Origin of the sequence: Helicobacter bilis ATCC 51630 (genome assembly GCF_000686565.1) — a bacterium.
GTDB lineage: Bacteria > Campylobacterota > Campylobacteria > Campylobacterales > Helicobacteraceae > Helicobacter_A > Helicobacter_A bilis.
Window position 1 is genome coordinate 1 of sequence record NZ_JMKW01000010.1, and the last position, 23,360, is coordinate 23,360.

The window sequence follows — 23,360 nt, forward strand, 5'->3', positions numbered from 1 at the left end:
TATATTGAAGTAGGCTTAGGCTTATTAAAAATAAGTCCACTTTTAGTCAATACCGATATTACCTATCGTGCAAATATCTATGGCGGACATAATGACTTAGATTTAGGGACAATCCATAGCTTAAACTTTGTTTGGACTTTTCTCTAAGGTTTATTGGCTATGAAGTCTTAACATTTTAGCATTATAGAAACTAGCAAAATTATAGAATCTTGCATGAATTATAGAATCTAAACAAATAGAATCTAGTCAATTAAAAATATCACTTAAAAAATATTGCACTTAAAATAGTAATGATGTATAATTGCGGATAAAAAGAGTATAAACAATGACTTATAAAAGAACAAAGACGAAACATATATTTTTAAGCATATTGGGTATTATAGCCTATCTATTTTACATTATGATGAGTGATATTTATCCTATTTTGCCGCCGCTTATGGGTATGCTATTTCTCATCTTTCATAAGCATTATAATGATGAGAAGTTTTATATCTCAACGATTGTCCTTGTGTGTTTGTTTTTCTATGAGTTTGATAAAACCCTGCTTGTGGGAGTTATCCCTTGCGTGTTTTTTATCGTTAGATTCTTTGTAGCAGAGCAGTTAGAATCTATTGTGCTTATAAATGCACCTTTTGTGCTTGTTTATGTGTGTTCTTTATATTTGCTTTATTTTGCGGGTTTATTATTATGTAATGTTTTGTTTAAAACACCTATGTTATCCTTTTCAACAATCTATATGTATTATCTTATAGTGGATTGTATAATCGCATTAATATATTACTACCTTGCTATTAAAGAGTGATGATGAAAAATATACCGCAAAGCTTTCGGATTCTATATGCTATTTTTGGCGTTGTCTTTGCCATTATTATTATAAAGCTTTATATACTTGCTGTTGCAAGGCATGAATACTATGATAAACTATCAGTGGCAAACACGATTAAAACAGAAATCCTTGTGCCAACAAGAGGGCAAATACTTGATAGGAATAACGAGCCTTTAGCGATAAATGAGCTAGGCTTTACTCTGTCCTTGCGTAATCGCTTGAGTAATGAAGAGCTAGAAAAAAGCATTGACTTTATCGCTTCTCATATCATTGATATAGATAAAGAAGAGTTGCTAGAAACTTATAAGAAATTTAATAGCATTTATCGCCGCACACCAGTTACGCTTATAGACTTTGTATCTTACGCACAAATGCAGATTATATATCCAGCCATGATACAAGAAAATAATATTATTATAACCCCAACCACTAAGCGATACTATCCAAATAACGCATCAGCCGCACATGTTATAGGCTATATCGGGGCGAGTGATGTGCGTGATAGAGAAAATGATCGTGTTTCACGATACACAAAGATTATTGGTAAGCAAGGCATTGAAAAGCAATATAATGAATTTTTACAAGGGCAGCTTGGCGAAAAAGTCATACAGGTAAATAGCCTTAATCAGCAATTACGACTCATCGATGAAAAGCCCGCTACAAGCAATAATGATATGAAAATAAGCCTTGATATGCGTTTGCAAGAGCGGCTTGATTCTGTATTTAGTGAACATAATGGTGCGGGTATTATCATGGACGCACATAATGGCGAGATACTTGCCGCAGGAAGTTATCCGGAATATAATATCAATGACTTTGTTGGTGGAATCTCACATAAAAAATATAAGGACTTACTAGAAAATCCCTATAAACCACTTATTAATAAGCTTATTAGCGGTCAGTATCCACCGGGATCTGTTATCAAAATGGGTATGGCATTAGCATTTTTGGAATTTACCGATACCACAGAAAAGACAATCATTTCTACACCCCCATATATTGAAGTCAATAAACATAAATTTCGCGATTGGAAAGCAGGCGGACATGGCAGCTCTGATGTGTATAAGGCGATTAGAGAAAGTGTTGATGTGTATTTCTACAAACTCGCACAAATCGCAGGGATAAATAATCTAGCCATTGTGATGAATAAAATGGGATTTGGGCAAAAAACAGGAGTTGATTTGCCTTATGAAAACTCTGGAATCTTCCCCACACCAGAATGGAAAATGAGAAACTATGCACAGCAATGGTATGTAGGCGATACGATTGTTACTTCCATAGGGCAAGGCTCATTTCTATCTACACCTATGCAAGTGGCACGATATACCGCCCTTATTGCAAGTGGTAAGCTTGTAACACCGCATTTTGCTAAAGAATTAGGCGGTAAGCCAACAAATATGCCTATAAAAGATGTATTAACAAAGTTTGAGCACTCAAAGCTACCCGCCTTAAGACTTGGCATGTATCAAGTCTGTTCTGATCCATCTGGCACGGCATATCGTGTAACACAAGGCACACAAGTAAAACTTGCATGTAAAACAGGGACAGCGCAAGTCGTAGGTATCGCACAAGATGCAATAAAAAGAAAAAGGGAAGCTGATATGGAATATTGGCATAGATCGCAAAGCTGGATTACTGCCTTTTTACCTTATGAGAATCCAAAATATGTGATTACTATCTTAATAGAGCATGGTGGAAGTGGTGGTCGTGGCGGTCCATTACTTGTGCAGCTTGCAAACGCCCTGCGTGAATTTGGGTATGTGTGATTCTGTGCTGTGTTACCTAAGATCTAGTAAGCACATGGAACTCGTATCGACTCGATTCTAAGTTTTTTTCATTAAGTCGATTTTATTTTCTTGTTCTGCGTATAAAACGAGAGAATCTTTTAGGTAATTTTGATGAATCTCGTATTGCTTGTATAACCCTTCCATGCTTCACGCAATAGCTAAAAAAACCAGATGAGATTTGCGTATTTTCTGCAATAGCACTTTGAAATTCTCTGTATGCTTTGAGTAAAAAGCCATCACCGCGTCTTTTTGCTTGAATAGCCCCTTGTGAAACAATGCGATTTAAAAATGCAGCAATCTTTGTTGCATAAAATTCATGCGGATTAAAGTCATTAAGAAATATAGGCTCTCTTAACATAGATTCAAAAGCATAAGAATCATTATCAATTCTTTTTATTTCGTCTATTAAATCCTGAAAAGTTGGAAAATTGTGTGCGTTAATAAAGGCTTTTGGGTTGATTTCATAATCAATGAGTGAGTGAGAAATATTGGGGATTCTCATATCAAAGGCATCATTACTCCCCCCCCCCTGATTATTTATATTTTCACTATTTTTAGAATCTGCACATGTATTTTTATGGATTTTAAGGCTTGTATCTCCCCAATAGATTGGCACACAACCAGCTAAAAACGCATCAAATAGCTTTTCTGTGAGATAGCCCGGATAGCTTGAGTTCTCAAAGCAAAGATTAAATTTATAGGACTTTAACCACTCAATTTTATCATCGACATTTCCGCCCATATTGTTTTTCCATCTACCACCAGAATCTACTCTTTTATATTTACTTAATGCCTCAAAAAACATATCTCTCTTATCTGTTAAGGCATTATTGCTTACCATAAAACCACAAAATTTTTCCTTTTTATCTAGTAGGCTTATCCTATTATCCATCTCTTTTTGTCGCATTTCATCACAAAAAACCCAAAACATATGGGGTAGTCTTAAATGCCTATCCTCAAATTCAATATAATCAAAATCCATACTATAATCTGCTATATTATAATCTGGGCGGATATTTTCTCCAGTATGAAAAATACGCACACAATCATATTTTAAATGTTCATATCCAAAAGGTCCATAAAGAATGAAATCAGGCTTATCGCTATATACTACATCATATTTCTTTTGTAATATCTGAATGAAAAAATTATTGTAAAAATTTTCTTCGCAATCTTTATTCCACCAGTCAAGAACACGCATTTTTACTTGCTGTTTTTGCATGTATTTCCTTAAAATCTTAATGTATCAACGAAACTTTGGATTCTATCATATTTTACTAAAATGTTGCATACCAACTGATTTACCCATAGAGATTTGAGAATCTAGCTGCCATATTTTATCATCTTTAATGAGCGCACTAACTGCAGGATTTGCGATGAGAATCTCAAAATCAGCCACAAGTTTCTCTCCATTATCATAAAGTTTCTGCGTGATAATGCCCTGCAAACATGTCGCAAGATTTGCGCGTATATTGCAATCACTTTGCTTCATACCTATCATTCGCGTTATAGCGTCCATGCAGTTATTCGCATGAAAGCTTGCAAGCACTAAATGCCCGCTTAAAGCATGTGTGATAGCAAGAGTTAAGACTTCTGGGCTTAGAATCTCGCCTATTAGAATCACATCAGGATCTTCTCTTAGACTTGCAATAAGGCTAGATTCAAAGCTTTTAGAATGCAAACCTATCTCTCTTTGATTGACTAGAGATTTATTGCTTTTATGGATATATTCTATTGGGTCTTCTAATGTTAGGATATGCTTTTTTGTGGTTGTGTTGATATGATTTATCATAGCTGCAAGGGTCGTGCTTTTACCAGCCCCAGTTGTGCCGCATACAAGGATTAAGCCGCTTGTGTTTTCACAAAGCTTTGCTAGGGCTAGGGGTGCTTGTATAGAATCTAGTGTTGGCATTTGATTATTATATATACGGATAGCATAACTCGCACCATTTATAGTTGTAAATTTACTGATACGGCATCGCACTTCCCCAATATATATACTAACACTTTGCTCGTTTTCTAAGTCTTTGCAAAGGTTTTCTAATGAAGTTATGAAAGGCATGATACTAGAGGCTATGTTATAAAGCAATACCTGCTTTTTCACACGAAAATAGATTCCATTATGTGTTAGGTGAATATCACTTGCATTATGTTTTATTGCATCATTTATCACCTGTTCCAAAATATTCACAAACATCATATTCATACACTTCCTTCCTTTACTCTAAAATATAGCGTTTCGCATATCGCAATGGGTGTGTGCTTAATAGCGTTTGTGAGTATATCACAATATCTAGCACTTGCACTTTTTTATCAGTTTGAGATTTACCCTCTTTTATAGTTGCGTTGTGAAAAATGTATTCCCCATAAAAATGCGGGTCAAACTGGATAGAATCTTTTTTACAATCCTTGCCATCATATTGCCTGTAGCATTGCAGGGCTATATCATGCAAGGTCTTTGCGTATAGAAGCGATTGCTTTTGAAAATATAGCATAAGTGTTATATCCTGCTTTATAGTAAGTGTCCGCAAAGTATGCAAGGCGCTAAGGCTTATAGCAAATGTGATAAGCAGGGCATAAAGACTTATGAAGCTTTTCTTTGTATTAAGCATGATTATATGTTTATAGGCATTTTTGCCTTACTTTTTCAAGGATTATAGAATCTGCTATACATATATTGGTAGAGCAGATTCTATATGAGAGAATGTCATGTGAGTTTATCTCTTCTCTAACAAACTGCATACTTTTGACATTATGCAATAAAATGGCGTTGTTAAAATACAGATTATTATTTTGTAAGGTTAAATTAGCCTTTGTGGTATTTAAAGAAAAATCCATATATTCGCCTTTATCTGTATCAATAAAAAGCTTGTCATATTGCTCCCATGATATGTTATTTGGTGCTATTATAATGCTTTCTGGCTTTATACTGCTTAAATGTCTATTGATAAAAAGCTGTGTTTCAAAAAGACTTGCATTTGCTACAAGAAAATGTTGTATTTTGTAGTTTTGTGCTTTTAAGGCACTTATGCTTTTCATAAGGCTTACCCCTAAGATTCCAAGAACAAATATCGCAAGTAGCACTTCTAGTATGCTAAAGCCATATTTTGTATTCATGCTATATTTTATGCGTTGCAAGTGAAATCCATATTGTGTTAATTTTATGTGGTATTGTAGCAGATTTGATTTGAAAGTAGATTACTGCCCTTTATTATTCTTCAAAGTATCATAAATCTTTTGTGAGAGTTCATTGAAAAGCAATTCTATTTGTCCGCTTAGAGCAGGATTTGTTTGCTGGATAATCTCTTGCATTTTTTGCTGCTTTATAGCTTCTACTATGTCTTTATTTGTTGGGGCTTGTTTTGTTGTTTTAGAATCTTGTGTGTTGAGATTCTTTGTTTGAGGTGCTTTGTTGTATTTTAATTCATTTTGCTGCAATGTATGTATATCTTTTTGAAATATTTGGGCTTGTTTTGCATTGACATGGCTATAAAATTCATGAAGTTGAGAAAACATCTCATACACACTGCAAGGGATACGCAAATCACTGCCAATCACACAAATGGGAATATGTGCGAATTTTTCCTTTGCAAGAGTAAAATCTGTGATGATGAAATCTGCCTTATCAATCGCACTCAAATGCCCCTTTAAATAGAATCCAAGCGATAGAGATAAAAAGACATTTTTACATGCTAAGTGGATTTTGACATCATCTTCTGCGATATTTTGCTGTAATTGTTGCATAATCTTACCTTAAAATTAATATATAATGCGGTGCAGATATAACCCACAAGCTGGGGCTAACTCTCGCACACATAGGCTTTTTTCTAGCGTTATATCATTTTGTATTTGACGCACTAGATTTTGAAGTGTAATTCTACCCAAACTAAACTCAAAACAAGCTTTAAGCATGATTCTTACCTGCGAACGCAAAAAGCCATTTGCCCCAATATGTGCTACAAAACACGAAATATTATGAATCTTTGCGGGGAAAATATGTGCTTTTACAATCGTGCGTATAAAATCCTTTGTTTCACTGCCATTTTTTTTAAAAAGTGAAAAATCATGTGTGCCGATAAACTCATTAAGGGCAGTTTGTAAGAGTGAAATATCGCCATGTCTTACTTTTGCAATATAGTTGCTATAAAAGGGCAGCAATTCAGCTTGTGTGAAAACATAGCGATAAATCCGCAATCTAGCACTAAATCTCGCATGAAAGTTAGAATCTGCGATAAAGATTCTCTTAATTAAAACAAATGGATATAATCTATCATTGAGTAATTTTTTCATTTTCTCTAAAGGCATGTATAGCTTTGCGTGAAAATTTATCACTTGATTTGTCGCATGCACATCTTTATCTGTGCGACCACTGCCAATAATTTTTGCTTTTATGCCAATCTTTTGCAAAGTAAGCTCAAAAAAATTAGCCACACTTAACACACCTTTTGTATGCTTTTGATGACTGAAGCCACAAAACTTTGAGCCATCATAAGCGATAATGCAAACAATATTACAACTCATTAATAAAATCTTTTAATATATTTTTTATACAAATAATACCCCGCAAGAAGCCATACAAGTGGTAGCAATAGGCTTAAAGCAGGGAAATTCATAGATAATACATACATTGCTAAAAGATAAAAGCTCCCGCTGCCTAAGACATAAAAATACGCATAGTTTTTATGGAATCTAGGATTTTTAATCCCAAAAAAGAGTATCAAAAATATGCTTACGAGTGGAAATAAAGAAGTGCAAAATGATTGTGAGAATCTTTTTAGCTGCTTATAATCACCCTGAAACGCACTCGCCCAATATGTAAAGACATTATAATCGCTATCTTGCGTGCCATCAAGGAAATTTCTCACAATCATTTCTTTAAACTCTATTTTTTGTAAGAAATCCTTATCATTAAAATACGCATCACCATCATATAGCACAAGCTCTAATATGCCTTGCCTATTCTCAATTTTACCTGTTTTTGCGATGATAAAATTATCTTTTATCTGTTCTGTCGTGTTTGCATATAGCACAAGCCCATGGAAAACATTCTTATCTTTAGAATCAATATATACAAGCCAATCGCCAATCTTTTGTCCGAAATCACCGGGCTTTAAATCGATATTAATCTCATTTTTTTTAAGGCTTATGAAATCTTTATATGCCTGTTTAGAATTAGGTGTCATCACAAATGAAAACATACAAAGCACAAAGCTAACCAACACACACAAGGGCAGTAAAATGCGTATAATATCCTTAGGACTTACACCAAGTGAGAAGAAGACTAGCATTTCAGATTCATAAGAAAGCTTACTTAACCCCAAAATACACGCACTATAAAAAGTAAGGGCGATAACAAAAAAAGTATTTGCAGGAATACCATAAAGATAGAGTTGCATTAAGTCAATCATGCTTAATTTTACCCCATTTGTAAGCATGGCAATGTTTAATAAAAGAATGATAGAAGCGATGAAAAATAACACAAAAAAGAATGGAAAGAACATCTCGCCAATCGAGCGTAATACATATTTTTTAAGCAACATGATAAGCACTCACACATAAAAAGCTAAGTGAAAGAAAGGGGATAAATGGGATTTGTTTTATTGCTAAATTATTGGATTTAGATTCTGTGTTATTTTCTGTTTGATTATGTGCTGATGTGTTTTGTGTGAAATTTTTGGAATCTAGATTTTCAATCGCTTGAATAGCAGCAGGATTATTGGATTCTAGAATCTTGTCGTTTTGAGCCTTTGAAAAAGGCGAAATATCTTTTTTCAAATCTTTTATAGAATCTAAGCCCTGCCTAGATTCTATGCGAGATACTTCGTTTTGCTCAGTATGACAATTTTTAGATTCTAGATTCTCTACCAAATCTGGGTGGGTGCAGGGTTTAGGGTGCATTTTTTTAGATTCTAGGTTCTCAACCGCTTGAATGTATGCGGGGTTTTGAGATGGTTTTTGTGTAGAATCTAGATTCTTATCCAAATGGGCGGGTGCAGGGTGCAAGGGTGCAAACTTTATAGAATCTAGATTCTGTTTTGTGTTGTCTATATGGTTTTTAGAATCTAGAATCTTGTCATTTTTGCAAGTGTGGGCAAAATCCTTGCGGATTGTGCGAGCCGAAGGCGAAAAATCCCTTATGTTATTTAGTTTAGATATTTCATCACACTCAATAGAATCTACATTATCACATTTAACATTATAGCCACTAGACCGCACTCTCTTTAATCTCCATACATTAAAATAAGAATATACAATACCCATTAAAGAAGCCACACATAACATTTCAAAAATAAAGCTTATTTGATAGGCAAAAAAAGATTCTAAAATAATAGCAAGACTAGCGATAATCCACACATCACCTTCACCTAAATATTGCCGACTACCCACTAAATGCAACATAAAATACACCCCATACACAATACCTAAAACACCAAAAGCATACAAATCATACATTTCATGTGTTACATAATAAAGAATATTAGCACAAATAAAGAGAATAGCAAGCAATATATTTGGCACTTTTTGCGTATAAAAATCAAGCACACTTAATATATGTAAAAGCACAAAGCCCATAAGACAACAAAGGGCTACAAATATAGAATCTTGTGTATATAGCATATCTATATAGATAGCCCCATTTATACAATATAAACCCATAATATACGCAAACACTACATAAATACAAATTAGCATATAATGCAACATAGCATATCTCACTATCTTATAAGACACACCAAGCCCTGCTAAAAAAAATCCAAGCATAACACGCCACAACACAAAGCAAAGCAATATGCCTACACAAAGATATAAAATATTAGTAAGCATGCTTTTCCTTTATGTTTTTAGAGTAATAGCGTTTATGCACCTTACGCCCTACATTTGCTTAAATCAATAGTTTCATGTCTATTTATGGAATCTAAGCAAATCACACTCAATCTAAGATAGCCTAGCAAGTTCTTGCAATAACTCTTCTTTAGTAAGCCATTGTGTATTTGTGTTACTTGCATAAGTGAAATGTGGTGGGACGGGTTTGCCTTTTTCATTTAAAAGTGTAGTTGTATAATCAATTGGTGTTTGGAACATAATGCTAGGTGATATAATAAAAAAGTCATCAAACTCATAAGAGAGATGAGAATCATCTTCCCCTATCATTACTTCATGTAGCTTTTCCCCCGCTCTTTTGCCGATAATCTTAAAACTCGCATTTGGTGCGATAGCATGTGCTAGGTCCGTGATTTTAATGCTCTTAATCTTTGGGATAAAGATCTCACCACCTTGCATTCTAGCTAGATTCTTAATCACAAACTGCACGCCCATATCAAGCGAGATAAAAAACCTTGTCATATCTAAATCAGTGATTGGTAGCTCAGCTGCCCCCTCACTCACAAGTTTGCGGAAAAATGGTACGACACTGCCGCGACTACCGATAACATTACCATAACGCACAACGCTAAATTTCGCTGGATTATCGCCCTTAATATTATTCGCACTGATAAAGAGTTTATCACTACAAAGTTTTGTAGCACCATAGAGATTGATTGGGTTTGCGGCTTTATCTGTTGAGAGAGCGATGATATGCTTCACACCTGTTTTTAGACATGCTTCAATGACATTACTTGCACCATGAATGTTTGTTTTGATACATTCCATAGGATTGTATTCAGCGATTGGGACATGCTTTAGGGCGGCTGCGTGTATGCAGATATCCACATCTTTTAATGCAGATTCCAATCGTTGTAAATCCCGCACATCACCTAGAAAATATCGCATACATTTATCATTATAGATTTGAGCCATTTCATATTGCTTTAACTCATCGCGGCTATATACAATAAGCCTTTTTGGCTTGTATAGTTTCAATGCGATTTCTACAAACTTCTTGCCAAAACTACCTGTGCCACCTGTGATCAGTATGCTTTTATCATTTAACATTTATATCCCCTTACATTTGATTTTTACAGAATCTTGCTACATCATTACGACTTTGAAATAACGCTTTTTTATTCCATTCTAGTGTAAAAAGGATTTGTTGTTCCTTCTCATCTAGATTCTTAAAATCTTTACAAAACTTTTGCATGTTGTTGCTTAACGCATGATATTCATCAGTTGTGATTGTAAAAATGTCGTCTTTTTGCATGTCTTTCGTTTCTTTTATGTGTGTGTTTGTGCTTTCTTGTGCTTGTTTTCTTATTTGTTGTTGCATAAGTTTAAAGTTGTGATTTTGTATTTTTTCAAGTATTGTGAGTGCTTTATACAAGCTTTTCGCACAATCACACAGCGTAGCGTTTGTCTCATTGCATGGAATCTTTACATAAGACTCAATATCTTTTGCAAAGATTGTATAAGAAAATGTGCTACATAAAAGAAGTATGAAAAATCGTATATACATCAAATCTCTTTAGGATTATAAAAACTCATTATACGCATCACATGCTTCGGAATTCCCTAAATCACATGACTTGCTATATAATTCTTTTGCTTTTTTTAGATTAAGTTCTGCCCCAACGCCTGTGCGATAATATCCTGCAAGTTGATAGCAAGCCTGTGCGTTTTTGAAATCACATGAGCGAGTAAGTAGCCCAAATCCTTGCTTTGGATTTTTCTTAATGCCTTTACCACTTTCATAGAGATTCCATGCTTCAAAACATGCGGTAGCATTATCGCCATTACATGCGATTTGCCTTGCATTTAGGGCTTTTTGTCGTTGATTATGCAAAAGATAGATTTGTGCGTAAGCCCTGCAAACTTCGGTGCTATTGAGATTGCATTGCTTTGAGTTTTTATCCGCAAATGCTAGGGCTTGAGCACACATTGCTTTGTTGTTATTTACGCATTGTGTTAGCATTTCTCTAAATTTATCATCGATTTTATAGGTTTGCTGACGACTTTTGGAGGTAACTAACTGCTCATTTCTTGGTGGCGTATCTTGCACGCCCGTTAGCTCATCTACGCGAAGTTCATCTAGGGTATCAAAACTTTTTTCTTTTTTAGAATCTGTGGTCTTCATACCACCACTTGGCGTATCTGGTCCTATGCGTATGACTTCAACCGGGGGCAAGTTTTCTGTGTCTTGTGTATTTGCAATACAAAATCCAAAGCAACATAGAAACATACTACATAATAAAGTTTTCATACACACCTCACATCGCAAAATAGCAGGAATTATAACATAAAATAAAGGATATATAAAAATACCTTGTGGAATCTATTTTTTGTATGAAATATGGGTGGGCTATGGGTTAGGTGCAATCTCGGATATTTCCTACTATTCAATAAACAATTCATTGTGATAGGCTTTAAAATCTCAACTTTTCATATCTAAGGTATTAGAATCTTAGTCTTATCTCAATAGTTACTTTGTAAAATACAAGCCTTAATGTTGTAGTAAAAAGGATGGATTATGTTGTTAAAAAGTATGCTGTTGGGTTTCTTCTCATTTTATACTTTAGGCACAAATGTGCAGAAAGAATGCGAAAGTGAAAGAGATAAAATAAGTGGTTGTATAGAAAAAATATATACAAATGGTATTCTTACGGTAGAAATACCATATAAAAATGGTAGGGAGGGAACAAGTAAGGTATATTATGAGAATGGAAATCTTTGGCATACAATACCATATAAAAATAATGAAGCAGTGGGTATTGTCAAGTTGTATTATAAAAATGGGAACTTGCAAGCAGAAATACCAATGTTAAACGATGTCTTACATGGGGACTTAAAATTCTACACAGAAGATAAGAAGCCGCTTGCCCTACTTAAAACAATGGGTTATGGGATTATAAGTGGTAAATGCCATAATGGCAAAGCCCTAACAGAAAAAGACCTGATGAATATCAATAGAAGACACACGCTTAATATGGCTACTTTTTTGAATGAAATATGTTCGCTTAATCCTTAGTTCAATCTTTAACTTTTGTTTTTAGAAGCTGCTCTTACAATAAGACTATCTGGCAAACCTAAAGATTCTATAATAGTTTGTTCTAGTATCCGTTGTTCGCCATTATCACATTCATGATCAAAGCCCAATAAATGCAAAAATGCGTGGATAAAAAGTAATGAAAACTCTGCATAGGGATTATGCTTATATAATGTGGCTTTATCGCACACTTTATAAATATTTATGATAATGCTGCCTAAACATTGGGGCATATCGCTAGATTCTATATCCTGTATCTCTAAAGGAAAACTTAGCACATCTGTAGGATAATCTTTTGCCATGTATTGCTTGTTTAACTCTTGCATAGATTCACTATCTACAAAGATTAATTCTGTATAGAGATTTTGTTTATCTAAAGATTCTATATATTTATAGATACTCTCTTGTATCTTTAAGTCTTTTTTTATAGAATCTAATCGTATTGTGTGTATGATAAAATCAGCTAAAAACTCTATATAGCCATTTATCTCTATGCTAGAATCTTGTGTTAAATCTGTGTTTAAATCATTTTTAGAATCTTGCTTTAAATCTTGCCATGCTTTTAGAATCTCTGTGTAGGGGGGCTTATCCATTGCATTTTGATTAGAATCTAGATTCCATAGGTTATGCCCTAAGTCTTGTGCTTCACCCAGATTTGACATAGAATCTAGACTTTTAGATGTTTGCTTACGCTTAACATGACAACCTTTAGTATCTAAAACCCCCGCACAATTAAACTCACACATTTTCTCTTGCATATATGGGAAAATATGCGTTGTCTTAAAGTGATTCCATAGATTTTTACAAGGCTTTAGTATAAAAAAGCTCTCATCAACTTCTACTCGCATATTTGCACCTCACATTCAAGCCTTATGCTACTTATCTCATAGACTTTTTGTCTAGCTAGTTCTATAACTTCTATCGCGTCTTTAAACTCTGCTTTGCCCAGATTTACTAAAAAATTTGCATGTTTATCGCTAAAGCCTACATTATTGATATAAAAGCCCTTCATACCGGCAAGTTCTAGCAGTCTGCCTGCATAGTCATTTGGTGGATTTTTAAAGCAGCTCCCACAGCTTGGGTCATGCGGATGAGTGCTTCTCATTTGCGTAAAAAGCGGCAATAAATCATATCGAAAGCCCGGTATTTTATGGAATCTTGCCGCAAATATCACGCCATCACTCTCCCTTGTCCTATATAAAAGCCCTGCTTTTTCTACATCGATCCACTCGCCATTGATATTTAAACTTTGCAAAGTCTGTGCTACCTCATATTGCTTCATACCCGCATTCATATTACATAATGCACCGATATTTCCGGGCAGATTCTTAAGAAATTCAAGCCCACTTAAATCATGCTTTTTAAAGAATAAAAACGCTTGCAGACTTGATACACTAGCCCCCATCTCAACGCAGTCTTCATTCAATGCGATATACTTAAAGCTATCGCCTAATATTGCAAGATTCTTTGCATTTGGGGATACAAGCAGATTATTTGCCTTGCCAATGATATGCCATTGTTTAGAATCTAGCTCTAAAAATGTGCGTTTTGTATGAGTGAGAGGCGTGCTAAATTGCAGTGTTGTATTGTTAAGAAAAGTGATTTTTTTACTTGTTATTTTAGAATCTTTATTGCTAAAATACGCCCCAAAATCAGCTATATCAAAGACTTTTACAGGTAGCTTTGTGCCAATCCTTAGGCTTGAGTATTTTTGAAAGTCAATAAATATTTCTTGCATATTTAGGAGATAATAGTAGGTATCATATTAATCACCATTTTAGTGAAATCCATAAGCATATTTAGCATCCACGGCATAGTGAAAATAATCATAGCAACAACGGCTAGAATCTTTGGGACAAACGCAAGTGTCATTTCATTAATCTGCGTTGTAGCTTGAAAAATGCTAATCAAAAGACCCATGATGAGTGCGACAAGCAAGACAGGCAGGGATAAAAATAGCGTGATTTTATAGGTTTGTATGGCAAGCGACATGAGTTGTTGTTCCATTGATAGCCTTGTGTTGATATGAGAATGAGATTCTAGCATGTTTAAGAAAATATGGGAATGTTTGGTGGGTTGTTTTGGTTTATAACATGATATGAAATAAAGCAAAACAATGTAAAAGTGGCTTTTAGCCTTGACTTTGTTTTTTTGTAAATTACGCATAGGCTTTTGAATGCTTTGTATGTGATTTTAGGATATTGCATATTGGGATTTTATGTAGATTCTAAGGTTTAGGGCGGTAAAAAGCAAATATTTTACAAAAGGTTGCAGTATGAAAAAAGGTTTAATAGCGTTGGTGCTTAGTGCGTTTATCTCAAATGTATATGCTGTGAAAGTAGATAAGGAGGATGTGACAGAGCGGTATATACCACATTACAATAGTGCAGGCAAATGGATTGAAGAATACTATTATTGTTATAAGGATATTATGCCAGCGATTAGTGGTGATTGGAACGACGGATATTATCGCATAGTGCCAAGTGATGATAGTTTGCGTAAATTTTCTTTGCGTGATAGATTAAAAGAAGTAGAGAAGTTTGAGTATATGAAAAAGTCAGAGGCTTTAGCTAGTGCGATAAAAAAAGATTTTAAAGCATTATCAGAAAAGCTTTATGTTTTTCGGGCTAAACTTATAGAAGATGGTTGTGTAGTAGAAGAGGAGTGCAGCTATAATGCAAAAACATGTGAAATCAAAAAGCCACTTGATGAGATTCTAAATAACCTTGATAAATATTATACAAATATTAAATAGGTTATATTTAGCTTCTTTTGCGTAAAATTAAAGATAGATTCTAAAGATTGCTTTCTATCTTAAAGGCTATATAGGCATTCTATTTTAAAATAGATTTGTAGATTTAGTCATAAAAATTTATTAAAGCGATATGTATTTTACATAATTTATACAAAAATAAGAAAAAATGTAAAAATATATTGACTTTACAGAAAAAAAAAGATATGATTATGTCTTTATTTTTAGTCAGCTTTAAAAAGACCCGTTAGCTCAGCTGGTAGAGCAATTCCCTTTTAAGGAATGGGCCGTTGGTTCGAATCCAACACGGGTCACCATTTAGTCTAAGCTGTGGCCCCTTCATCTAACGGTTAGGATACCACCCTTTCACGGTGGCTACAGGGGTTCGAATCCCCTAGGGGTCACCAAGCTTTACGATATTTTCTACACTACATAATAATTTCTTTAGGTCGCTTAGCTCAGTTGGTAGAGCGCCACCCTTACAAGGTGGATGTCACAAGTTCGAGTCTTGTAGCGACCACCATCTTGGAGCGGTAGTTCAGTTGGTTAGAATACCTGCCTGTCACGCAGGGGGTCGCGGGTTCGAGCCCCGTCCGTTCCGCCACTTTTTCTACGCATGATATTTTCTTGTTATCTTTACATTAATGAGCTACTTTGAAGAACAGAATCTAACTTGTTTCCCACTTTTTAATACCAATAAAGAACACTTTGAAATATCTAATCCTTTTTGCCTTTTGTCTTGTTTTATTGCGCGTTGTTTTTGCAGCATATAGAGAGTTGGGCTACTTATACAAACAATACTCTGTGTCGATTTTAATCCAGCTTGTGTCTTTTTCCCCATTATTTTAGCATTTATGTCTATACAATCATTAATAGGGTGTTTTTTAATAAAATCTAAGATTGCTTTAGTGGATTAATCTGCGTAAAAAGCACAGGGTTGTCTTTAAAGTCTTTTATCGCTTCTTCATATACTTTTTCAATCTTTTCTATGCTTAAATCTAGGGCGTATTGCTTTGCGGATTCTTTGTATTTATCACGCATAGCTAGGCGTTCATCTTTATGTTCAATCCAGTATTCAATCTTAGCACACAAGTCATCAATATTATTTGTTTGAAATAGGCTTCTTTCATCAAGGGCAAATTGATTTGTAGCAGAGATTTTAGAATCAGCTATCACAGGCACAATCCCAAATGAAATTGCCTCAAGACAAGAGATCGCTTCACTCTCAACTTGAGCTGGGTGTATGTATAAATCCATTTTAGCGATATTTTCCATTAATAAACTATTTTCAATATATCCAAATTCATAAGGGGTTTTTAGTAGTTTCTCACAAAGCCCTTTAAGATAAGATTCTCTAGGTCCTAATCCATGCAAGTGCAATTTTATAGAATCTTTATACTTGCTTTTTGCAATCGCTTTAATGAGTATATCTTGCCGCTTTTCTTTTGATAGCCTACCAACAGATGCGATATGAAAATAAGAATCATTAAATTTTTCTTCTATTGCCGATGTTTGCTTAAATTTAAAGCCATTGCTGATTACATACTTTTTACCACCATAACCGACACGATTAAGCTCAGATTCCATAAGCTTACTTGGGCAATGAATGTGGTGTGAATAGCGATAAAATGCACGATAAAAACGCTTGTAGAGATAGTGATTAAACCATTCAAAATCCATATTCATATTATAACTTATATGCTGTGGTTGCACATGAAATGCGGTGATATATGGGATACGCATTTTTCTACAAAGATGCAATGATACAATCTCAAGGCGAAAAGGCATATATAAATGCACGATATCTGCACCGCTAAACGCTTCTTCTAATACCGCTGTATTTGCTACTCCAAATATCATGTGCTGTCGTTTAGACACTTCTGTAACAAGCGGGATATACCGCTCTTTTACCCCATATAGTCTCTCACCCTCTTCTCCTATTGCTCCCCTTGCCATCTCCCCTTTATCATCAGTGATATTGGTAGCTACTATGCGGACTTCATGTCCTTTTTTGATAAGCTCTCTTGCAAAGCGAAAGGCTGTCATAGAAGTGCCATTACTTCTATTTTTATAACTATCAACAACAAAGACGATAACCATCAATCAAACTTTAGCTTAAAGATTTTTTTATCAAACACGGCGATATAGAACATGCCATAAAAGATTTTAATATCAAGCAAAAAGCCCTCAACCTTTACTTCACATTTTTTTGTATCATCTTGCAGGGCTTCTGCTTTAAAGATAATTTCATGTCCCAATTCTATTGGTGCTAGAAATTTAATATCCGCACCGATAACAAGGCTATTTTTCTTATTTAAAGCAGTTAAAGCACAATGTGAAGCTGCACTGAAAATAAAGCCACTATGAATAAGCCTAGAATCTACACACATATCTTCAGTCGGTGCAAATCGCACTTGTGAGATATTATGCCCCAATCCCATAAGCTCACCAGACAATCTAAAGTTAATATCTTGGGCTATACTTCTGTCTTCTAAATGATTGCTTAAAGTGGTATGCACTTCTTTTTCTTTTGTCATACTTTCTCCTTTACAAGTTTTGGCTAAATATTTGCAACTGCAAATATTCTAAAAAATAGCTCAACATAAAATTATCGGCTTTAATACGCCTATATAAAATCCTAAAATAAAATAACGATCTATTTTGTTTTAATAGGCACTTCTCTATCCAGCAATGTTTGGTAATCATCGCATGATTTTTGATCCCCCTCCCTACATTGTTTGGCTAACATATCAAGCTTTTTTGCAGAATCTTCATCATGGCTTTTAGCAACATTTCGTATAGTAAAATACTGACTTGCAAAAATAAAAGCTATCGCTAAGACAAACACTATAAAACTTTTTGGTCGCAACTTGAATTTTAAGAATCTCATACAACCCCACTCATTCTGTAATAACAGCAAAGAAAGTATTTTAGCATATTTTTATTAAGAAGAAAGATTTTGCATGATGAATAAAGAATTTTAGAAACTGATTTGTAACTTTTGTTATGTTTAAGAGAATTGTGGAACTGAATAGACCCGATCAACAGCATGCTCTAAGATGTAGGAGAGTGAAATCTGGTTATATTTGCCTATATTGTCGCGATAAGAAAGATCTAGAATGTTTTTAGCATAGGGAATGTATTCAAAATCGTAGCCACACTAATGTGTTATTAATAGGTAAGAGTAAGGGGATATACTGCGTTATTTACGCTCCAAATATCCCTCTTGTGCTAATAGGTCGGCGATTTTTGCAAAAACTGGGGCGGCGGTTTGCCCTGCATAGTAGTCTTCATTTGCTTGTGAGCCATAAGTAACTACGCCGATGGTATATGTTTTTTTGCCATCGCTTGCATAGCCAAAAAATGAGCCATTATAGATGGTTTCACCATCTTTTCTTTCTCTTGCTGTCCCTGTTTTACCACCTACAATAAGCCCTGCGACATCAGCCCTTTTGCCTGTGCCTTCTTTAACTACGCGATGTAAAATCTTTTGCATGTATGCGGCACTCTCAGCACTAATGATTTGCCTAGGAGATTCTATACTTGGATAGAAAATCTTTGAATCTGGGGCTATGAAATGCTTTGTTACATGCGGTGTTACAAGAAAGCCGCCATTATTAAAAGGTGCATAACTACGCAATAGCTGGATAAAAGTCATACGCAATCCATAGCCATAACTTGCCGTTCCTTTTTCTACCTCTCTATTTAGAATGCTTGGCTTAGGCAATAGCCCTGTGGCTTCGTTTGCTATATCAATGCCTGTGCTTTCACCGATACCAAAGGCTTGAAACATATCTTGCATTTGCTTCCCACTTAGATTGCGTGTGAGTTTTGTCATACCGATATTGCTTGATTTGATGAGAATCTGCTCTGCTGTTGCACTTTTTAGCGGGGTAGAATCTCGTATGGTATAGGTGCGTAATTGATAGATTCCATCATGCAGGTCAAAGTTCTCTTGAAAGTTAATCCACTTTTTATTTGCTAGATAGGCAAATACAAGCGGCTTAATGGTGCTACCGGGTTCAAATGAGCGTTCGGCTGCTGCTACACGCATTTTGCTTGCTATGTCTTTGTCGCGTTTGCCTATATTTGGGTTAAAAGATGATGAAGAGGCAAGCGCTAGAATCTCGCCTGTAGTTGGGTCCATGATGCCTGCTACAATTTGTTCTGCTTTGTATTTTTTATGTGCGTCATTGAGTATATCTTGTATTTTTGACTGCAAAGTTAGTGGTATGGTAAGCTGCACTTGGAATCCATCTGTCCTTTCATGCGTCTTTGCATGACGATTTAATATGATATTTCCGCCTTTATCTGCCATACCCAAAATCTTGCCATCGCGTTTTGGCGATAAGATTCCATCTCGATATTTTTCAACGCCAGATTGGGCTACAAGCTTCATTTTATCATCATACATTTTGTCGTTTATTATCTTTTTGCCATAGTTTGTAAAGCCTAGTAATGGTTGCATAAGATTCTTAAAAGGATATGTCCTTTCTATCTTTTCAACAGCAATGTCAAGCCCCCTATCAATCCTTGTGCTTGCATTATTTTTCACATCAGAATTGTAGGTAAAAATAGGCGTATAACATTCTTTTGATAGGTCTATATCTTTATTTTTGTATTCTACCAATAGCACATTTAATTTTTCAAGGGTATTTTCTTCTGTTATGTCGCCATTTTCAAAGGATTGCATCGTTTGTAAGACTTCTATATCAAGTGGGGTTTGACTGCCTTTTTCATGTGTAACTTGAGCGCGTGCATAAAGTGTTTTGATCTCTCCATCTTGCAAACTTGTTTTATTGATATAGGTAAAAGTGCATTTCTTATACACGCCCAAACGCGCTAACTTTTGATTTAAAATGCGTAAATTTGCCGCATCAATGGAATTTACATTTGTAGCAATTAGGGCATTACCACCTTTTTCTATTGAATCCCGCAAAGATTTTATGTCAAAATCCGCATAAAGATGCAAGAGCTGAAATAGTAATTCCCTTTTTTCTTCGTATATGGAAGGGACATAAATGCTTACCCTGTATAGTTTTTTGCTTGTCGCAAGGATATAATTATCTAGACTTGATATTTGTCCTCGCATAGCAATATCCACATCTGCCTTCACAGACCAAGGATAGTCTCTTGACTTTTTATTGTAGGGATCCATATTTGGTGGTTTTGCAATGATTTTTGCATATACCGCGAGTATAAATACAACAAAACAAAGGGCAAATGTCCCAAGCACTAGGAAAAGTCGCCATGCTTTTTGCGTTTTTGCCTCTTCGCTTATATTTTCTTCATTTTCATCGACTTGTTCTATTTTTTGGGCTTTTTGCGGTATGACTTCATCTTGTTGAATTTTGCGTTTTTCACGCTCATTGTTTGAAAGAGTTGTGATTTTAAAAGAATTTTCATTTGGTGTATCATATAGGCGGAAACGATTTTCCGCAATGCTATCAAGCATTATGGAATCAATATTTTCTTGATTTTTATCTAGTTGTGTTTGGCTGTTGCTGGAGTGTGAGTTTGTGGGGTTTTGCGGTATTTTAACGCGAACAGAATCTGCTGCAGCATAATCTCTGTCATTGCTTGAGCGAAGATTCTCATCAATATTGTTATTAGATGGGAAAAGATAGACATTTGCATTGCTATTTTGTGATTGCTGTGGGGTAGGGCGGTTGGATTTGCTTATTTGATTTTTGTTTAGTGAATGGTTATCCTCTAAGCTATCCTTTAAAGTAATTTTCTCATTACTTTTAGAATCTCCACCAAAGCTCCCACGCATCTAAAAGCAACAATCCACTAAATTCTTTTAAGCAAAATTAAATTTGAGTGCGTAAAATCTCTTTATACGCACTGATAGCCTTATTTCGCACTTCAAGCATAAGCTTCATGCTGGTTTCTGCTTTACCAATAGTGATGGCTGCTTGGTGTAAATCCTTAACCTGTCCGCTTGCCATGTCTGCCAACGCTCTGTCTGATACTTCTTGAGAAGCATTGAGTTCATCAAGAGACTGCTTCAATAGCGATGAAAAATCGCCTTGTCTTCCTCTAACCTCATTGCTTACATCTGTTAGAGAAATATCAGCAAGACCGGGTGCTGCAATATGTGTAACTTGTGCCATTATTTCTCCTTAATATTAAATTTACGCTTGAAACATAGTGATAGCATTGCTTACCATGTTTTTCGCACTTTGAAATGCCGCCACATTCGCTTGATATGCTCTAGCGGCTTCTACTAAATCGGCCATTTCGACAACAGGATTAACATTAGGGTATGCAACATAGCCTTGTGCATTTGCATCAGGGTGCGTTGGATCATACTTCATCAACGGCTTATTATCGTCCCTTACAATCTTATCAATATACACACTTGTAATCGGTGGCACAGGCTTTTTGCCATACGCACCTTCTTCAAGTGGATCTTTATATTCCACAAGATTATTGTCCTTTGCCAACCTTTTATTTAATTGCTTATTAAAATCAAAGGCACGAAATACAACCTCTTGTCGCCTATATGGTCCGCCCTCATCAGTTCGCGTAGTGTTTGCATTTGCAATGTTTGCAGAAATGACATTTACGCGCACCCTCTGTGCCGACAAACCATAACCACTAATATCAAAAGTACTCATAAACATGACCAATCCTTTATTCTAACCTAACACAATACTGCCACTATAAATTCTTACTAGATTCTAAAGCATAAGCAAAAATCCCTTTATGTTTTTTCAACGCTGAAGTAAGCGCTTGATACATAACAGAGTTTTTACCCATTTCGCTTGTTTCTACATCCAAATCCACGCTATTTCCATCATTCCTTGCAAGGTGTCCATCCCGAAAGAATAAAGAGCCAGTCAAAGGATCTGCAAGTCCGCTAGGTAAATGCTGTGGCAACGCCTGAGTTGGTTTTAAGGTTTCAGCTCGAGACTTGTTGTCAAAAATCTGACTCGCTTTCTCGGCAAGCATATCCTCGAAATGAACATCTCTAGGACGATAAAAAGGCGTATCTACATTTGCCATATTGCTTGCAATAAGGTCTTGTCGCAAAGAACGATAATCCAGTGCACTATACACTAGATTATACGCCTTTGATGTTTCAAACGAAGTCCCTAATGCTTTTGATAGACTTTCCATAGTATTCTCCCTAATATCCATAGTAAAAATTCAAAATCAAGACATGCTAAGCAAATCCAATTCCAAAAATACACTTAACCGAAAAACTCCAACATTATACCCTTTTTTTGTAAATAAAACAATTAAATTAATGAACTTGCGGTCAAAGTTGGCATGAGTTGTTGTTTCAGTGTGTTTGTGTCTTTTTTTTGGTATGTGTTTTTAGCGTCTTAATGTCTAAGTGGCTGTCCAGCAAATGATGTTCCAAAAACTATTCAAATTACAAACCTGCTAAAAAATATAAGATTATACAATGGAATATGACTTTATCGTGGGCATAGCGAAGTGTCAAATTGTCCAAATTATTAAGCTTGTATTGTCCGACAATTATGACATATATCAACCGAAAAATGATTCATTATTGCTCCAAGCATTATATTTAATAGAAAATTTCCTTATACTAAGGAATAAAAAATAAAAAAATACAGCATTTTATGCGGTATGTATTGACTTAACGCGCTTTTTTTATTAGAATTTTGTCTTTGTTTTTACGACACTGCGATATTTTACTTTGTAGATTTTAGCATGGCAATGCAAAACTAGGGTATGTATTTGGCAGTGCGAGTTCTTAACTATAAAGGAAAAATATGCAAAAGATTAGGCTAAAGTTGAAGGCTTATGATCACAGAGTGCTTGATCGCTCGATAGCAGCCATTGTCAGTGCGGTAAAGAGGACGGGTTCTGAAATCATTGGACCAGTGCCCTTGCCAACTAGAAAAAGACGATATACGGTTTTGCGTTCCCCGCATATCAATAAAGATTCTAGAGAGCAATTTGAGATACGCATACACAGCAGAATCATCGACATTATGTCTGCGACAGGAGAGACCGTTGATAGTCTTATGAAGCTTGACTTAGCCCCAGAGGTTGATGTTGAAGTAATGTCAATGGATAAATAAGTTTATATTTATTGTA

At 35.2% G+C, this 23,360-nt stretch carries 26 protein-coding genes and 4 tRNA genes; 9 read left to right on the forward strand and 21 right to left on the reverse strand.

From position 1 onward, the window contains the following. The first annotated feature begins 325 nt into the window (after positions 1–325). Positions 326–802 carry a hypothetical protein gene (locus T368_RS0103090; protein WP_004086380.1) on the forward strand — a complete coding sequence of 159 codons (477 nt, stop codon included), beginning with the start codon at positions 326–328 and terminating at the stop codon, positions 800–802. Positions 803–804: 2 nt separating this feature from the next. Next, a complete protein-coding gene (mrdA, locus tag T368_RS0103095) occupies positions 805–2,592 on the forward strand; it encodes a penicillin-binding protein 2 (protein ID WP_004086381.1) in 1,788 nt (595 codons plus the stop codon). Positions 2,593–2,674: 82 nt separating this feature from the next. Here mrdA and T368_RS14445 read toward each other — a convergent pair whose 3' ends face one another. From T368_RS14445 to T368_RS14450, 11 genes are all read right to left on the reverse strand, one after another. Further along, on the reverse strand, positions 2,675–3,835 hold the full coding sequence (locus T368_RS14445) for a glycosyltransferase family 10 domain-containing protein (protein WP_004086382.1): 1,161 nt from the start codon (positions 3,833–3,835) through the stop codon (positions 2,675–2,677). Positions 3,836–3,880: 45 nt separating this feature from the next. Then, complete coding sequence (locus T368_RS0103105; protein WP_004086383.1) at positions 3,881–4,819, reverse strand: type IV pilus twitching motility protein PilT; 939 nt, start codon at positions 4,817–4,819, stop codon at positions 3,881–3,883. Between the two features lie 13 nt (positions 4,820–4,832). Continuing rightward, positions 4,833–5,225 carry a hypothetical protein gene (locus T368_RS0103110; protein WP_027338291.1) on the reverse strand — a complete coding sequence of 131 codons (393 nt, stop codon included), beginning with the start codon at positions 5,223–5,225 and terminating at the stop codon, positions 4,833–4,835. Between the two features lie 10 nt (positions 5,226–5,235). After that, the gene (locus T368_RS0103115; protein ID WP_004086385.1) at positions 5,236–5,751 is read right to left on the reverse strand and encodes a type II secretion system protein; all 516 of its coding nucleotides are present in this window, start codon (positions 5,749–5,751) and stop codon (positions 5,236–5,238) included. 60 nt (positions 5,752–5,811) lie between these two features. Next, the gene (locus tag T368_RS0103120; protein ID WP_004086386.1) at positions 5,812–6,357 is read right to left on the reverse strand and encodes a hypothetical protein; all 546 of its coding nucleotides are present in this window, start codon (positions 6,355–6,357) and stop codon (positions 5,812–5,814) included. 15 nt (positions 6,358–6,372) lie between these two features. After that, on the reverse strand, positions 6,373–7,134 hold the full coding sequence (gene truA / locus T368_RS0103125; RefSeq protein ID WP_004086388.1) for a tRNA pseudouridine(38-40) synthase TruA: 762 nt from the start codon (positions 7,132–7,134) through the stop codon (positions 6,373–6,375). Then, on the reverse strand, positions 7,134–8,153 hold the full coding sequence (locus tag T368_RS0103130; protein WP_004086390.1) for an LptF/LptG family permease: 1,020 nt from the start codon (positions 8,151–8,153) through the stop codon (positions 7,134–7,136). Before T368_RS0103130 ends, truA begins: the two co-directional genes overlap by 1 nt. Next, complete coding sequence (locus T368_RS0103135; protein ID WP_004086392.1) at positions 8,143–9,438, reverse strand: prepilin peptidase; 1,296 nt, start codon at positions 9,436–9,438, stop codon at positions 8,143–8,145. The genes T368_RS0103130 and T368_RS0103135 overlap by 11 nt, the downstream gene beginning before the upstream one ends. A gap of 111 nt (positions 9,439–9,549) precedes the next feature. Then, positions 9,550–10,545 (reverse strand): UDP-N-acetylglucosamine 4,6-dehydratase (inverting), encoded by a 996-nt coding sequence (gene pseB / locus T368_RS0103140; protein ID WP_004086394.1) that lies wholly within the window; start codon positions 10,543–10,545, stop codon positions 9,550–9,552. 10 nt (positions 10,546–10,555) lie between these two features. Further along, positions 10,556–11,002, reverse strand: a complete 447-nt coding sequence (locus T368_RS0103145; protein ID WP_004086397.1) for a hypothetical protein — start codon at positions 11,000–11,002, stop codon at positions 10,556–10,558. Positions 11,003–11,017: 15 nt separating this feature from the next. Beyond that, positions 11,018–11,746, reverse strand: coding sequence for a tetratricopeptide repeat protein (locus T368_RS14450; protein ID WP_004086399.1), 729 nt, complete (start codon positions 11,744–11,746; stop codon positions 11,018–11,020). A 267-nt stretch (positions 11,747–12,013) separates the two neighbouring features. Here T368_RS14450 and T368_RS0103155 point away from each other — a divergent pair, with 267 nt between their 5' ends. Next, a complete protein-coding gene (locus tag T368_RS0103155) occupies positions 12,014–12,511 on the forward strand; it encodes a toxin-antitoxin system YwqK family antitoxin (RefSeq protein ID WP_004086401.1) in 498 nt (165 codons plus the stop codon). 8 nt (positions 12,512–12,519) lie between these two features. Here the strand turns inward: T368_RS0103155 and ybeY are convergent, their stop codons facing one another. From ybeY to fliQ, 3 genes are all read right to left on the reverse strand, one after another. Beyond that, on the reverse strand, positions 12,520–12,957 hold the full coding sequence (ybeY, locus tag T368_RS17370; protein WP_027338293.1) for an rRNA maturation RNase YbeY: 438 nt from the start codon (positions 12,955–12,957) through the stop codon (positions 12,520–12,522). Between the two features lie 410 nt (positions 12,958–13,367). Then, positions 13,368–14,267 (reverse strand): UDP-N-acetylmuramate dehydrogenase, encoded by a 900-nt coding sequence (locus T368_RS0103165; RefSeq protein ID WP_004086405.1) that lies wholly within the window; start codon positions 14,265–14,267, stop codon positions 13,368–13,370. A gap of 2 nt (positions 14,268–14,269) precedes the next feature. Next, positions 14,270–14,536, reverse strand: coding sequence for a flagellar biosynthesis protein FliQ (gene fliQ / locus T368_RS0103170; RefSeq protein ID WP_004086408.1), 267 nt, complete (start codon positions 14,534–14,536; stop codon positions 14,270–14,272). Positions 14,537–14,804: 268 nt separating this feature from the next. On the opposite strand from fliQ, the gene T368_RS0103175 reads away from it, so the two are divergent. From T368_RS0103175 to T368_RS0103195, 5 genes are all read left to right on the forward strand, one after another. After that, positions 14,805–15,284: a hypothetical protein gene (locus T368_RS0103175; protein WP_004086410.1), complete on the forward strand. Its 480-nt coding sequence runs from the start codon at positions 14,805–14,807 to the stop codon at positions 15,282–15,284. 238 nt (positions 15,285–15,522) lie between these two features. Next, positions 15,523–15,598, forward strand: a tRNA-Lys gene (locus T368_RS0103180). Between the two features lie 15 nt (positions 15,599–15,613). Beyond that, positions 15,614–15,688, forward strand: a tRNA-Glu gene (locus T368_RS0103185). 40 nt (positions 15,689–15,728) lie between these two features. Continuing rightward, positions 15,729–15,804: transfer RNA gene (locus T368_RS0103190), tRNA-Val, on the forward strand. A gap of 4 nt (positions 15,805–15,808) precedes the next feature. Further along, positions 15,809–15,885: transfer RNA gene (locus T368_RS0103195), tRNA-Asp, on the forward strand. Positions 15,886–16,175: 290 nt separating this feature from the next. On the opposite strand, the gene T368_RS0103205 is transcribed toward T368_RS0103195, so the two are convergent. From T368_RS0103205 to flgB, 7 genes are all read right to left on the reverse strand, one after another. Then, entirely contained in the window at positions 16,176–17,381 is a 1,206-nt protein-coding gene (locus tag T368_RS0103205; protein WP_004086412.1) for a glycosyltransferase, read from the reverse strand. Next, complete coding sequence (locus T368_RS0103210) at positions 17,381–17,818, reverse strand: hypothetical protein (protein ID WP_004086414.1); 438 nt, start codon at positions 17,816–17,818, stop codon at positions 17,381–17,383. Before T368_RS0103210 ends, T368_RS0103205 begins: the two co-directional genes overlap by 1 nt. Positions 17,819–17,937: 119 nt before the next feature. Next, the gene (locus T368_RS0103215; protein WP_004086416.1) at positions 17,938–18,171 is read right to left on the reverse strand and encodes a hypothetical protein; all 234 of its coding nucleotides are present in this window, start codon (positions 18,169–18,171) and stop codon (positions 17,938–17,940) included. Between the two features lie 312 nt (positions 18,172–18,483). Then, positions 18,484–21,057, reverse strand: coding sequence for a peptidoglycan D,D-transpeptidase FtsI family protein (locus T368_RS14460; protein ID WP_004086419.1), 2,574 nt, complete (start codon positions 21,055–21,057; stop codon positions 18,484–18,486). A gap of 37 nt (positions 21,058–21,094) precedes the next feature. Continuing rightward, positions 21,095–21,397 (reverse strand): flagellar hook-basal body complex protein FliE, encoded by a 303-nt coding sequence (gene fliE, locus T368_RS0103225; protein WP_004086421.1) that lies wholly within the window; start codon positions 21,395–21,397, stop codon positions 21,095–21,097. A gap of 21 nt (positions 21,398–21,418) precedes the next feature. Beyond that, the gene (gene flgC, locus T368_RS0103230; RefSeq protein ID WP_027338295.1) at positions 21,419–21,910 is read right to left on the reverse strand and encodes a flagellar basal body rod protein FlgC; all 492 of its coding nucleotides are present in this window, start codon (positions 21,908–21,910) and stop codon (positions 21,419–21,421) included. A gap of 37 nt (positions 21,911–21,947) precedes the next feature. Further along, a complete protein-coding gene (flgB, locus tag T368_RS0103235; protein ID WP_004086426.1) occupies positions 21,948–22,406 on the reverse strand; it encodes a flagellar basal body rod protein FlgB in 459 nt (152 codons plus the stop codon). Between the two features lie 626 nt (positions 22,407–23,032). Here flgB and rpsJ point away from each other — a divergent pair. Continuing rightward, positions 23,033–23,344 carry a 30S ribosomal protein S10 gene (rpsJ, locus tag T368_RS0103240; protein ID WP_004086428.1) on the forward strand — a complete coding sequence of 104 codons (312 nt, stop codon included), beginning with the start codon at positions 23,033–23,035 and terminating at the stop codon, positions 23,342–23,344. The last annotated feature ends 16 nt before the right edge of the window (positions 23,345–23,360 follow it).

What these genes read in the sequence shown, in the direction of transcription:
- pseB (WP_004086394.1), bottom strand. Translation starts at nt 10,545, where the DNA reads ATGTTAAATGATAAAAGCATACTGATCACAGGTGGCACAGGTAGTTTT.
- T368_RS0103135 (WP_004086392.1), bottom strand. Translation starts at nt 9,438, where the DNA reads ATGCTTACTAATATTTTATATCTTTGTGTAGGCATATTGCTTTGCTTT.
- fliE (WP_004086421.1), bottom strand. Translation starts at nt 21,397, where the DNA reads ATGGCACAAGTTACACATATTGCAGCACCCGGTCTTGCTGATATTTCT.
- T368_RS0103155 (WP_004086401.1), top strand. Translation starts at nt 12,014, where the DNA reads ATGTTGTTAAAAAGTATGCTGTTGGGTTTCTTCTCATTTTATACTTTA.
- rpsJ (WP_004086428.1), top strand. Translation starts at nt 23,033, where the DNA reads ATGCAAAAGATTAGGCTAAAGTTGAAGGCTTATGATCACAGAGTGCTT.
- T368_RS0103165 (WP_004086405.1), bottom strand. Translation starts at nt 14,267, where the DNA reads ATGCAAGAAATATTTATTGACTTTCAAAAATACTCAAGCCTAAGGATT.
- T368_RS14450 (WP_004086399.1), bottom strand. Translation starts at nt 11,746, where the DNA reads ATGAAAACTTTATTATGTAGTATGTTTCTATGTTGCTTTGGATTTTGT.
- truA (WP_004086388.1), bottom strand. Translation starts at nt 7,134, where the DNA reads ATGAGTTGTAATATTGTTTGCATTATCGCTTATGATGGCTCAAAGTTT.
- T368_RS0103105 (WP_004086383.1), bottom strand. Translation starts at nt 4,819, where the DNA reads ATGAATATGATGTTTGTGAATATTTTGGAACAGGTGATAAATGATGCA.
- T368_RS0103145 (WP_004086397.1), bottom strand. Translation starts at nt 11,002, where the DNA reads ATGTATATACGATTTTTCATACTTCTTTTATGTAGCACATTTTCTTAT.
- T368_RS0103175 (WP_004086410.1), top strand. Translation starts at nt 14,805, where the DNA reads ATGAAAAAAGGTTTAATAGCGTTGGTGCTTAGTGCGTTTATCTCAAAT.
- flgB (WP_004086426.1), bottom strand. Translation starts at nt 22,406, where the DNA reads ATGGAAAGTCTATCAAAAGCATTAGGGACTTCGTTTGAAACATCAAAG.
- T368_RS0103205 (WP_004086412.1), bottom strand. Translation starts at nt 17,381, where the DNA reads ATGGTTATCGTCTTTGTTGTTGATAGTTATAAAAATAGAAGTAATGGC.
- mrdA (WP_004086381.1), top strand. Translation starts at nt 805, where the DNA reads ATGAAAAATATACCGCAAAGCTTTCGGATTCTATATGCTATTTTTGGC.
- fliQ (WP_004086408.1), bottom strand. Translation starts at nt 14,536, where the DNA reads ATGGAACAACAACTCATGTCGCTTGCCATACAAACCTATAAAATCACG.
- T368_RS0103090 (WP_004086380.1), top strand. Translation starts at nt 326, where the DNA reads ATGACTTATAAAAGAACAAAGACGAAACATATATTTTTAAGCATATTG.
- flgC (WP_027338295.1), bottom strand. Translation starts at nt 21,910, where the DNA reads ATGTTTATGAGTACTTTTGATATTAGTGGTTATGGTTTGTCGGCACAG.
- T368_RS14460 (WP_004086419.1), bottom strand. Translation starts at nt 21,057, where the DNA reads ATGCGTGGGAGCTTTGGTGGAGATTCTAAAAGTAATGAGAAAATTACT.
- T368_RS0103110 (WP_027338291.1), bottom strand. Translation starts at nt 5,225, where the DNA reads ATGCTTAATACAAAGAAAAGCTTCATAAGTCTTTATGCCCTGCTTATC.
- T368_RS0103130 (WP_004086390.1), bottom strand. Translation starts at nt 8,153, where the DNA reads ATGTTGCTTAAAAAATATGTATTACGCTCGATTGGCGAGATGTTCTTT.
- T368_RS0103120 (WP_004086386.1), bottom strand. Translation starts at nt 6,357, where the DNA reads ATGCAACAATTACAGCAAAATATCGCAGAAGATGATGTCAAAATCCAC.
- T368_RS14445 (WP_004086382.1), bottom strand. Translation starts at nt 3,835, where the DNA reads ATGCAAAAACAGCAAGTAAAAATGCGTGTTCTTGACTGGTGGAATAAA.
- T368_RS0103215 (WP_004086416.1), bottom strand. Translation starts at nt 18,171, where the DNA reads ATGAGATTCTTAAAATTCAAGTTGCGACCAAAAAGTTTTATAGTGTTT.
- T368_RS0103210 (WP_004086414.1), bottom strand. Translation starts at nt 17,818, where the DNA reads ATGACAAAAGAAAAAGAAGTGCATACCACTTTAAGCAATCATTTAGAA.